Consider the following 11252-nt stretch of genomic DNA (forward strand, 5'->3'; position numbering starts at 1 on the left):
TGCAACTCCTGAACACACTCGTCCCCGAGCTCCCAAGCGCGTCTTGGCCGGGGCTGTACATCAGCCCGCCGTCTAAAGGCTTTTCCCAGTCATCGGTCAACGGAACCCCATGGCAAGCTTCACCTGTACAGAGCCTACACGGCGCCCAGCGCGTAGGCGCTTTTTCATTTCGAAGCCCGAGCGCCAGAATCCTGACGCGCTTGTTGTTCAAACTTGGTTGACTTCGTTTTTACCCCTTCGCTTGCGTTCGGGGGGTGTGCTAGTGGAGCCCGGTTTGGCGCGCGCCATGCGATGAGATCGAAAAAACAGAGAAACGCTTTCGAAAGGTGGTTTGTGAACTATGCATCCACTGTCCGGAAGCCGCTCACGCCTTCACTGCGTATTTGTTCACAGCGACTAAACGCAGCCCTTTAGAAAATGGATCTGGCGAAGATTAATGGAAAACAGTGTTGATACGCAGCCGCTGACGAACCGCGCCCGCGGGTCTTCTGGCGAGACCATCGATGTTGAACGCCTGATCGCCGCATTCCGGCGTCGCTTGTGGCTGTTCGTGGCCGTGGCCGGGGTGATCGCCGCCGTCCTGATGTTCGTGATGCTTCGGCAAACACCGATGTACACGGCGACCGCCAACGTCATGATCAACACGCGCACGGAGAAGGTCGTCGACTCCCAGGCCGTCCTGTCTGGCCTGACAGCGGACACCGGCACGGTCGACACCGAAGTCGAGGTCATCAAGTCGCCGCAGCTGGCCGAAGCCGTCGTCGACGCCCTCAAGCTCGACAAGGATCCGGAATTCAACGGCGCCCTCCAGTCGCCGGGCCTGATCGGCAGCATCCTGGGCGGCAAGAAGGCTGAGCGCGCCGTGCCCGGCGCGGCCGAAGCCGAGCGTCAAGCCGTCATCGCCGCGGTCGGCAAGCAGCTGACGGTCCGTCGCGTGGGCCTCACCTACTCGATCACGATCAGCTTCGAGTCGACCTCGGCCATGAAGTCCGCCACGATCGCCAACGCGTTCGCCGACGCCTACCTCCAGTCGCAACTGACTGAGAAGTTCGACGCCACCCGCCAGGCCAACAGCTTCCTGAACACCCGTCTCGACACCCTGCGCACCCAGCTGCAGGAGGCCGATGCGGCCGTCTCCAACTATCGTGTCGCCAACAACCTGCTCAGCTCGGAGGGCACCACGCTCACCGAGCAGGAGATCTCGGCCTACAACCAGCAGCTGGCCCAGGCCCGCGCCCAACAAGCCGAGGATGAGGCGCGCCTGCGCACCGCCCGCGCCCAGCTGGCGGCCGGCTCCAACGGCGACGACGTCGGCGAAGCCCTGAGTTCCCAGGTCGTGCAGAACCTGCGCGCCCAGCGCGCGGTGGTCAGCGGCCGGGTCGCCGAGATGTCCGGCCGTTACGGCGAGCGCCACCCCGACATGGTGCGGGCCCAGCGCGAACTGGCCGATATCGACCAGCAGATCCAAGCCGAAATCCGCCGCATCGTCTCCAATCTCGAGGCCCGCGTCCGCGTGTCGCAGCAACGCACGGGTTCGGTTGAAGCCAGCCTCGGCGGCGCCCGCGGCACCCTGGCCGCGAACAGCGCGGCCTCGGTCCACCTGAAGGAGCTCGAAGGCAACGCGGAAGCCGCCCGCAACGTCTACCAGAGCTTCCTGGACCGCTATAAGCAAACCGGCGCCCAGGAAGGCGTCGAGCAGGCCGACGCCCGCATCGCGTCCCGCGCGGTCCCGCCTTCTCGCCAGAGCTCGCCCAACTTGATGCTGGCCTTGGCGCTGAGCGTGATCGTCGGCGCCGGCGCGGGTCTGGCGGCGGTCATCGTCGCCGAGATCATGGACGCCGGCTTGGCGACCTCGGACGACGTCGAACGCAAGATCGGCCTCGCCAGCGTCGCTTCGATCCCCCTGATGTCCTCGGTGGCCGAAGCGAACGAGCGCGGTATCCAGCCGATCGACTACGTTCTTCGCAAACCGCTGTCCGGCTTCGCGGAGGCCTTCCGGTCGTTGCGCACCTCGATCCTCTACGCCGTGCCCGGGCAGCAAGGTAAGATCGTGGTCCTGACCTCGGCCCTGCCGGGCGAAGGCAAGACCACCACGTCGATCTGCCTGGCGCGCGTCGCCGCCCAGGCCGGCAGCAAGGTGCTGCTGCTCGACTGCGACCTGCGCCGCCGCGCCGTCACCCGCACCCTGGGCCTGACGCCGGAAAACGGCCTGGCCGAAGTGCTGCACGGCACGGCGACGCTGGAGAGCGTGGTGCTGCTGGACCAGGCCTCGGGCGCTTACGTCCTGCCGCTGGCCCACACCGCTTCGTCCACCGAGGACGTCTTCGGCCTGCCGGCGATGGACCAGCTTCTGGCGAAGGCCCGCGCCTCGTTCGATCTGGTCATCCTCGACACCGCCCCGGTGCTCGCCCTGGCCGATACGCGGATCCTGGCGGGCAAGACCGACGTCGTCGTGCTGCTGGCGCGCTGGCGCAAGACCCCCGCCCGCGCCATCGGCGCCTCGGTCCGCCTGCTCCAGCAGGCGAACGCCCAGATCGCGGGCGTGGCCCTGACCCAGGTGGACATGAACGCTCAGTCCAAGCATGGCTACGGCGACGCCGGATACTATTACGACGAATACAAGAAGTACTACGCGAGCTAAGAAACCCGCAGAGTCTCTGGAGAGCCCGTCGCCACCTGGCGGCGGGCTTTTATTTTGCGCCGCCGATCATTTTTCTTAAGTATTACCAAGCATTAAGCATACGAATTTACCAGGAATTGAAGCTGGGCAGTCGAAGGTGCACGGGTAAGGAGCACCCCACAATGTTGACGCCGCGTACCCTGCAACGATGCTTCAAGGCCGTCTTCGCGATCGCCTTCGCCAGCCTGATGGTGGTGATGCTCGGCCCGTTCCAGGACCTTGAGCTGCGGTTCGGCCTCACCGACAAGGAAGCCCACGCCATCGCCTTCTTCGCGGTGACCAACGCGCTGTTCATCATCGCTCCCCGCCGCCGGCGAACCGACCTGGCCGTGGTCGCCGCGGCGCTGGGGCTGGCCATCGAAATCCTGCAAGGCCTGACCGGCCGGGACATGTCGCTCGCCGACTTCGTGGCCGACGCGGCGGGGATCACGGCGGCCGTCCTGCCCGGCGTGGTCGAGCGCCTGCGTCACCAGCTTCGCGTCCATCCCGACCTCAGCGTCCGGCAACTCCGAGCGATGGACAGGCGCAAGCGCCGCCGCCGTCCCGCTCCCGAGGCCGCTCCCGAGGTTCAGGACGCGGCCTCTTCGGCCAACCCGGCCTGACCAGCGTCATCCAATTTCAGGCCGGCGACGCCCCAGCGTCGCCGGCTTTTTATCGCGCCCTGCGCGGTCAAGCTTATTAACTAGATTACTTCATCTAAGGGAAATCACTTACTTGGTTGATGGGAAATTTACTATATCTGTATACTTACATTTACCCATTTATCTACGGCCGTTATTATAGTTTAATTGCGATATTGATCCCGAACAGGGGATGAATATCATGCGCATCCGGTCCACTCTCAGCCTTCTGGCTTTCGCGTTCGCGCCCGCTCTGGCGGTCGCGGCGCCGATGAAGGTCGCGCCCGCCATGCCGCTGGGCGCGCCGACCGCGGCGCCGGTCGGTTTCACCGACCTCTGCCAGCGCCAGCCCATCGAGTGCGTGGACGGCATCCGCGGCGGCGACATCGACGCCAGCCAGGCGGCCAGGCTGGCCGAAGTGCGCCAGTGGGCCGGCCAGGCCCGGTGGGCCGCCTTGTTCGGACGCACGACCGCCGAACTCAGTGAAGCTCCCGCCTCGGCTTCGGCCTACCCGGGCTATATCAGCCGCCCGCCCGCGCCGCGGTCCAGCGCGACACTGTTCGAACCCGTCGCGCCCACCCTGGTGGACGAGGAGGCGCCGGAAGAGATGGACCCCGCGGTGATCGACGCCGCCGTTCCGCCGGCGGAGGACGAGCCCCCGCCGCCGATCGTCAGCCAATTGAGCGAACGCGAACTGGAACGGATCAACACCCAGATCAATCGCTCGATCCGCCGGTCCGACGACTACGCCGCCTACGGGCGCGCCGACTACTGGGCGGCCGGCGTCGACCACGTCAAACGCGGCGACTGCGAGGACTACGCCTTGGCCAAGCGGCGGGCGCTGATCGAGGCCGGCGCGCCGGGCGAAGCTCTGTCGATCGCCATCGTCCGGACCTTCCACGGCGAAATGCACGCCGTCCTGCTGGTCGCCACCAACGAAGGTGAGGTCGTGCTCGACAACCTATCGCCCTGGATCGTGCCGTGGAACGAAGCGCCCTATCAGTGGCTGGACCGACAGGCGCCCGGCGCGCCCACCAAGTGGGTCCATGTCGGCGTCGGCATGCGGTCCTAGAGCGTCTCGGGTCGCGCTTTCGGGCTGAGGCGCGGGTTCTCTTCCGACGTTGTTCCAAGCTCGACCGAAATTGGCTGCGGGCGGGACGCCCTCTTGGCTTGTGTCGACATCCTTGTTCACCTACTGACGGCGAACCCAAGTCAGACGGTGGAACTTCATGCGCGTAGCGATGATCGGGACGGGCTATGTCGGCCTGGTGTCAGGGGCCTGTTTCGCGGATTTCGGCCATGTGGTGACCTGTATCGATAAGGATCCCCACAAGATCGATCGCCTGACGCGAGGTGAAATCCCGATCTTCGAACCTGGCCTCGACGATCTGGTCGCTCGCAACGTGCGTGGCGGGCGCTTGTTCTTTACCCTCGACGGCGCGCAAGCCATCCGGGAGGCGGACGCGGTGTTTATCGCGGTGGGAACACCGACCCGCCGAGGCGATGGCCACGCCGACCTGTCCTATGTCTACGCCGCCGCCGAAGAGATCGCCGTACTGATAAGCGACTTTACCGTGGTCGTCACAAAATCAACGGTTCCGGTCGGGACCGGCGATCAGGTCGAGGCGATCATCAAGCGCACGAACCCCAACGCCCAGTTCGCCGTCGTGTCGAATCCCGAATTCCTGCGCGAAGGCGCCGCGATCGAAGACTTCAAACGCCCCGACCGGGTGGTGGTCGGCAGCGACGACGAACGGGCTCAAGCGGTGATGCGCGAACTCTATCGTCCATTGTCGCTCAACGAAACACCGATCGTTTTTACCGGACGGCGCACCAGCGAGCTGATCAAATACGCCGCCAACGCCTTCTTGGCGATGAAGATCACCTTCATCAACGAGATGGCCGACCTCTGCGAAAAGGCGGGGGCTGACGTTCAGCAGGTCGCCAAGGGCATCGGCCTGGACAAACGCATCGGCGCCAAGTTCCTTAACGCGGGCCCAGGATATGGCGGCTCCTGCTTTCCGAAGGATACTGTCGCCCTGGTGCAAACCGCCAACGACTATGGCGCCCCCACCCGGCTGATCGAAACCACCGTAGCGGTCAACGAAGCGCGCAAGAAGGCCATGGCGCAGAAGGTGGCGGACGCCATCGGCTCCAACGACCTCCGCGGGAAAACCATCGGCGTTCTGGGCGTGACCTTCAAGCCGAACACCGATGACATGCGCGACGCACCCAGCCTGGATATCCTACCCGCCCTGCAGACCATGGGCGCCAAGATTCAGGGGTTCGACCCTGAAGGCGGCCACGAGGCCGAGAGGCTCTTGCCGGGCGTGGACTTCAAGACCGGTCCCTACGAAGCGGCGGAGGGCGCCGATCTGCTGCTGATCATCACCGAGTGGGATCAATTCCGCGCGCTCGACCTGGATCGGCTGAAAATCCTGATGAACGCGCCGGTCGTCGTCGATCTGCGCAACATCTATAAACCCGGCGAAATGGTGCGCCATGGCTTCACCTACACCAGCATTGGACGCGGTTAACGCACGAGAGTACAGAGTCGGCGCATGACCGTCATCGTGACCGGCGCGGCCGGCTTCATCGGCGCCCAAGTCGCTCATCGCCTCCTAGACCAGGGCGAAACGGTGATCGGGGTCGATGTTCTCACCGACTATTACGACCCGGCCCTGAAGAACGCCCGCGTCAACCGACTGGAGGCGCGGCCTGGGTTTACGATGGTCCGGCTCGATATCGCCGACGCCGAAGCGTTCATCGCCTTGGTCTGCGCGGCGGGCGTCAAACAGATCGTCCACCTCGCCGCCCAAGCGGGCGTGCGGTACTCGATCGACCACCCCTTCGCCTATCAGCATGCGAACCTGGCCGGCCATCTGTCGGTGCTGGAGGCCGCGCGTCGTGGAAGGGTGGACCATCTGGTCTACGCCTCGTCCAGCAGCGTCTACGGCGATCGTCCGGCATCGGACAGCGGCTTCAAGGAAACCGACCCGGTCGATGCGCCCGTCTCCCTTTACGCCGCCACCAAGCGCGCCGACGAGCTGATGAGCATCAGCTATGCCAAGCTGTACGGCTTTCCCATGTCGGCGCTTCGTTTCTTCACCGTCTACGGACCGTGGGGCAGGCCCGACATGGCCTATTTCAGCTTCACTCGGAAAATACTCGCCAACGAGCCGATCGAAATCTACGGCGAAGGACGAATGGCCCGGGACTTCACCTATATCGACGACATCGTCGATGGCGTCGTCGGCGTCCTCGACCATTCCCCCTCCCCTGGGGCCCACGAGATCTACAACATAGGCGACAATGAACCCGTAGGGCTGATGGCAATGATCAACACCCTGGAATCCGCCCTCGGGCGAGAGGCGGTGAAGATCATGCGCCCCATGCAGCCGGGCGACGTCACAGCGACCTACGCGGATATCTCCAAACTCCACGCGCTCATCGGCTACAGGCCCAAGGTCAATCTCACCGAGGGTTTGGCCCGCTTCGTCGACTGGTATCGCGGATTCTATCCGGCCTGAAGGACGTCCCCGCAGGCCTCACGCCCAGGAACTCCGCCAGGTGAGGCCGAACGCCCGCTGGCGGCGAATCCGTGCGATTGGCTCATTGCCCCTGCGCCGCGATCAGCGCAGCCCTCATCTGCTCGGCCTGTTCCGGGGTGATGCCCATCGCCGACAGCAGCGGCGAGGGGGACGCTTGGTCCCAGGCGTGGCGGCCGCCGACGGTGATCCCGCCGTCGACCACGATGTGCGTTCCGGTCACGAACTCGGAATCGTCGCTGGCCAGGTACAGGGCGGCGCGGGCGATGTCGCCAGGCAGGCCCGCCTTGGGGATCGGCTGGATCTTTGGTCCGACCTCGGCCACCCGGGCGGCCATCTGGTCGGCCACCTCGCGCGGCAGCCCCATCGACGCCCCGAAGATCGAGGTGGCGATCAGGCCGGGGCAGATGGCGTTGACCCGGACCTTCAGCGGCGACAGCTCGGCCGCCGCGCATTTGCTCATATGGATCACCGCCGCCTTGGCCGTGGAATAGGCCAGGGGGCCGAAGCCCGCCTGCAGGCCGGCGATCGAGGCGGTGTTGATGATGCTGCCGCCGCCGCGCTGCAGCATCAGGGGCAGGGCATGCTTCATGCCCAGCACCGGCCCGCGCAGCAGCAGGGCGAAGGTGGCGTCCCAGCCCTCGGCGGTCATGTCGGCCACGCCGTTGGGCGCGCCGCCGTGGCCGGCGTTGTTGAACAGGATGTCCAGGCCGCCGAACGCGTCTTGCGCCAGGGCCATGGCGGCGGCCACCTGGCTTTCGTGGGTGACGTCGCAAGGGGCGAAGCGGACCTGGTCGGGGAAACGCCGCTCCAGCATCTCGCCCTTGTCGGCCTGGAGGTCCGCGGCGACGACCCGCGCGCCCTGGGCCGCGAACAGCTCCACCGTTCCCAGCCCGATGCCCGAGCACCCGCCGGTGATCACCGCGACCTTGCCGTCCAGACGTCCCGTCATGCGCCGCTCCCTTTGGCCGCGCGCGACCTCTGGAGAGCGGGCCGCTGCGTCAGGCGCGGCTATCCTGGCGCGGCGGGGCGCGCCTGGCCAGGACTAAGTGAACAGTGTTCAGGCTTGTTGACGAACCGGGGTCGGCTGCGGCCGGCTGAACACCAGGTTGAACAGCAGCCAGATGGCGCACGGCAGCAGGACGACGGCCCAGGCCAGCACGAGGCCGGCCAGGCCGAAGATCGCCCCGATGCGTTGCGCGATGTTGGGTCGCTCGGCCTTTCGGCCGGCCAACGGCGCGTGGATCTTCAAGCTCATCGTCCCCCCAGACTATCAGAGCGGGCTAGGTCGGACGCTCGCACATATTCCTTGCGGGCGACCTCCGAAGCGGTACCGGAAACAACCTGCCGCGCCAAGGCGCGACGCACGTCCCGCAGGGCTGGACCCATCAGATGCCACGGTTCTACGCAGTAACGCGTGAACAGACGCTGCGGATCGACCACCAGTCGGAACAGCCACTCCATGCCCACCTGTCCCATCCAGCGCGGCGAGGGCCGCTGGACGCCGGCCTCGTAGTCGAACGCCCCGCCCACCGTGAAGGTCACACAGGGGCCCAGCTTGGCCTGGTTCTCCAGCACCCAGACCTCCTGGCGCGGCATGCCCATGCCGACCAGCACGATGTCGGGCCGATAGTCTTTGATCGCATCGACCACCGCCTGGTTCTCGGCCGAACCGGGCGTGACGTCGAAATAGCCGTGGTGGGTGCGGATCCGCGCGCTCGGCCAGTCGGCCTGGATCCGCGCGGTCGCCTTCTCACCGACTCCCGGGGCGCCGCCGACGAAGAACACCTTCCAGTTCTCCTGGGTGGCCCGCTGCCAGAAGGCGTCGCGCCAGTCCAGATAGGTGCAGCGGTGGAACCGGCGACTGGCCCGACCGACGATGCGCGCCCAGAAGATCAGCGGCACGGAATCGACCTCGATCAGGTCGGACATGCGGAAGAACTCGGCGATCTTCTCGTCCCTGCGAACCAGGTACAGGCTGTGAAGGTTGTGGTTGGCGACCACGGCGCTTTCGCGGGCGGCGATCTTTCCGGCCACGAAGTGGAAGACCTCCTCCGGTCTGACCAGGTCCATCGACCCGCCGAGCACCTGCACGCGCTCTTCGGGGCGGCGGCTCATACGAAAGTTCTGACGCACCTCTGGAGAGGAGGCATCTCTCGCTGGAAGAAACATCTTACCCGACTCCGACGACTTGGAGCACAGGTCTACAGGAACAGGCTTAGCCTTTTGCCAAGAAGGATGATTAGCGAGACTTAACCTTGAAGTCGCCCGCTAGACTACGATTCACCATTTAAGCAACTGACGACACACACGGACCGGCCTCCCGAAGACTTCGGCTCCAGAGACCGCCAATCCGCCTGTGTCGCGATGTCGCGGATTAATCGTTGACGACCACGACCTTGCCCATGGCCTTGCGGCTGGCCAGGTGGGCGATGGCGTCGCCGGCCCTGGCCAGGGGGAAGCGCTCGGAGACATAGGGCCGGATCTTGCCGGCCGCGTAGAGATCCATCAGTTCCGCGACGTTCTGGGCATGACCCTTGGGATCGCGCGCCACCGCCGCGCCCCAGAACACCCCGACGATATCGCACGACTTCAGCAGGGTCAGGTTCAGCGGGATCTTGGGGATGCCGGACGGGAAGCCGATCACCAGGAAGCGACCGTTCCAGCCGGCCGCGCGGATCGTCGCCTCGGAATAGTCGCCGCCGACGGCGTCATAGGCCACATCCCAGCCGTTGGGACCGCAGGCGTCCTTGATCAGGGTCGCCAGGGCCTTCTGACCGTCCTTGTCGAACGGACCGCGCGGATAGACCACGCCGGCGTCGGCACCGTGCCGGATCGCCAGGTCGACCTTCTCCTGGCTGGAGCAGGCGGCGATCACCCGCGCCCCCGCCGCCTTGCCCAACTCGACCGCCGCCAGCCCCACGCCGCCGGCCGCGCCCAGCACCAGCAGGGTCTCGCCGGCCTTCACGCGGCCGCGATCCTTCAGGGCGTAATAGGAGGTGCCGTAGGTCAGGATGAAGGCGGCGGCCTCGTCGAACGGCATGGCGTCGGGGATCGGCGTGCAGCGCGCGGCGTCCAGGGCCACCCGCTCGGCCATGCCGCCCCAACCGGTCGAGGCCAGCACCCGCTGGCCCACCTGCAGCGTCGTGACGCCCTCGCCCACCGCCGCGACGAGGCCCGACACCTCGCCGCCGGGCGCGAACGGCCGCTCGGGCTTGAACTGGTACTTGTCTTCGATGATCAGGACGTCGGGATAGTTGACGCCGCAGGCCTTGACCTCCAGGACCACCTGGCCCGGGCCGGGCTGCGGGTCGGGCAGGTCTTCCAGCACCAGGGTCTCGGGTCCGCCGACCGCCTTGCTGAGCACCGCCTTCATCTCGCCTCTCCCTGCGTTTGTCTTTATGAGCGGCCGGACGCTAGCGCACGCCGGACGGCCAAGGAAGCAGAATGTCAAACAAACGTTTTACCCTCGCCCTGCACGGTGGCGCGGGGGCCAAGCGCGGCCACGACTACGGGGTCGAGATCGCCCATATGCGCGGCCTGGTCGAGGCGGCGCGCGCGCGTCTGGCGGCCGGGGCCAGCGCCCTGGACGTGGCCGTCGAGACCGTGGTCGCCCTGGAGGCCTCGGGTCTCTACATCGCCGGCAAGGGCGCCTCGCCCAACGCCGACGGCGAATACGAGCTGGACGCCAGCCTGATGGACGGCGCCACGCTGCGCGCCGGGTCGGTCGCGGCTCTTCAGGGCTTCGAGAGTCCGATCCTGGCCGCCCGGGCGGTGATGGAACGCACCCCCCACGTGATGCTGGCCGGCGAAGGCGCCATGGCCTTCGCGCGCGAGCAGGGGCTGAAGGCGATCGCCGACCCCGCCGCCTGGTTCACCCACGCCGGAGCCTTCGAGGCCAATCACGCGCCGGATGTCCTGCCCACCGGCACCGTCGGCTGCGTGGTCCGCGACGGCGAAGGCCGGCTGGCGGCGGCGACCTCGACCGCCGGGGTGTTCGGCAAGCTGCCGGGCCGGGTCGGCGACTCGCCCATAATCGGGGCCGGCGCCTGGGCCGACGGCCATGCGGCAGTGTCCTGCACCGGCCAGGGCGAATATTTCATCCGCACTGCGGTGGCCGCCCAGATCGCCCACCGGGTGCGGTTCGGCGGCGAGAGCCTCGAGACCGCCGCCCAGGCCGCCATCCAGGGCGTGGCGAACCTCGGCGGCCACGGGGGCGTGGTCGCGGTCGACCGCGACGGGAACGTGGCCATGCCCTTCGCCTCCAGCGGCCTCAAGCGCGCCGCCCTGCTGCCGGACGGAACGATCGTGGCCGAGGCGTTCTAGGCCGTCCGGCGACGGAATTGTTCTTCGCCGGCCCAGCTGATTCCACGCCTCAAGGGCCGTCGACGGGAAGGCCTGAAC

At 66.6% G+C, this 11252-nt stretch carries 10 protein-coding genes; 6 read left to right on the forward strand and 4 right to left on the reverse strand.

Annotation, left to right across the window (positions count from 1 at the left end; translation table 11 throughout):
- Window positions 1-436: 436 nt before the first annotated feature.
- From ACSQ2G_RS06520 to ACSQ2G_RS06540, 5 genes are all read left to right on the forward strand, one after another.
- On the forward strand, window positions 437-2641 hold the full coding sequence (locus ACSQ2G_RS06520; RefSeq protein ID WP_436029307.1) for a GumC family protein: 2205 nt from the start codon (window positions 437-439) through the stop codon (window positions 2639-2641).
- A 161-nt stretch (window positions 2642-2802) separates the two neighbouring features.
- A complete protein-coding gene (locus ACSQ2G_RS06525) occupies window positions 2803-3282 on the forward strand; it encodes a hypothetical protein (RefSeq protein ID WP_436029309.1) in 480 nt (159 codons plus the stop codon).
- 220 nt (window positions 3283-3502) lie between these two features.
- The gene (locus tag ACSQ2G_RS06530) at window positions 3503-4372 is read left to right on the forward strand and encodes a transglutaminase-like cysteine peptidase (protein ID WP_436029311.1); all 870 of its coding nucleotides are present in this window, start codon (window positions 3503-3505) and stop codon (window positions 4370-4372) included.
- Between the two features lie 157 nt (window positions 4373-4529).
- Entirely contained in the window at window positions 4530-5837 is a 1308-nt protein-coding gene (locus ACSQ2G_RS06535; RefSeq protein WP_436029313.1) for a UDP-glucose dehydrogenase family protein, read from the forward strand.
- A gap of 24 nt (window positions 5838-5861) precedes the next feature.
- Window positions 5862-6830 carry an NAD-dependent epimerase/dehydratase family protein gene (locus ACSQ2G_RS06540; RefSeq protein ID WP_436029315.1) on the forward strand — a complete coding sequence of 323 codons (969 nt, stop codon included), beginning with the start codon at window positions 5862-5864 and terminating at the stop codon, window positions 6828-6830.
- A gap of 82 nt (window positions 6831-6912) precedes the next feature.
- Here the strand turns inward: ACSQ2G_RS06540 and ACSQ2G_RS06545 are convergent, their stop codons facing one another.
- The 4 genes from ACSQ2G_RS06545 to ACSQ2G_RS06560 all read right to left on the reverse strand — a co-directional run bounded on the left by ACSQ2G_RS06545 (window position 6913) and on the right by ACSQ2G_RS06560 (window position 10224).
- On the reverse strand, window positions 6913-7800 hold the full coding sequence (locus ACSQ2G_RS06545) for an SDR family NAD(P)-dependent oxidoreductase (protein WP_436029317.1): 888 nt from the start codon (window positions 7798-7800) through the stop codon (window positions 6913-6915).
- A gap of 108 nt (window positions 7801-7908) precedes the next feature.
- On the reverse strand, window positions 7909-8106 hold the full coding sequence (locus tag ACSQ2G_RS06550; protein WP_436029319.1) for a hypothetical protein: 198 nt from the start codon (window positions 8104-8106) through the stop codon (window positions 7909-7911).
- Complete coding sequence (locus ACSQ2G_RS06555) at window positions 8103-9020, reverse strand: WecB/TagA/CpsF family glycosyltransferase (RefSeq protein ID WP_436029320.1); 918 nt, start codon at window positions 9018-9020, stop codon at window positions 8103-8105. The genes ACSQ2G_RS06550 and ACSQ2G_RS06555 overlap by 4 nt, the downstream gene beginning before the upstream one ends.
- 205 nt (window positions 9021-9225) lie before the next feature.
- Complete coding sequence (locus ACSQ2G_RS06560) at window positions 9226-10224, reverse strand: NADPH:quinone oxidoreductase family protein (protein WP_436029322.1); 999 nt, start codon at window positions 10222-10224, stop codon at window positions 9226-9228.
- A 71-nt stretch (window positions 10225-10295) separates the two neighbouring features.
- On the opposite strand from ACSQ2G_RS06560, the gene ACSQ2G_RS06565 reads away from it, so the two are divergent.
- Entirely contained in the window at window positions 10296-11174 is an 879-nt protein-coding gene (locus tag ACSQ2G_RS06565; protein ID WP_436029324.1) for an isoaspartyl peptidase/L-asparaginase family protein, read from the forward strand.
- The last annotated feature ends 78 nt before the right edge of the window (window positions 11175-11252 follow it).

This window comes from Caulobacter sp. LjRoot300 (assembly GCF_964253875.1).
Taxonomy (GTDB): Bacteria; Pseudomonadota; Alphaproteobacteria; order Caulobacterales; family Caulobacteraceae; genus Caulobacter.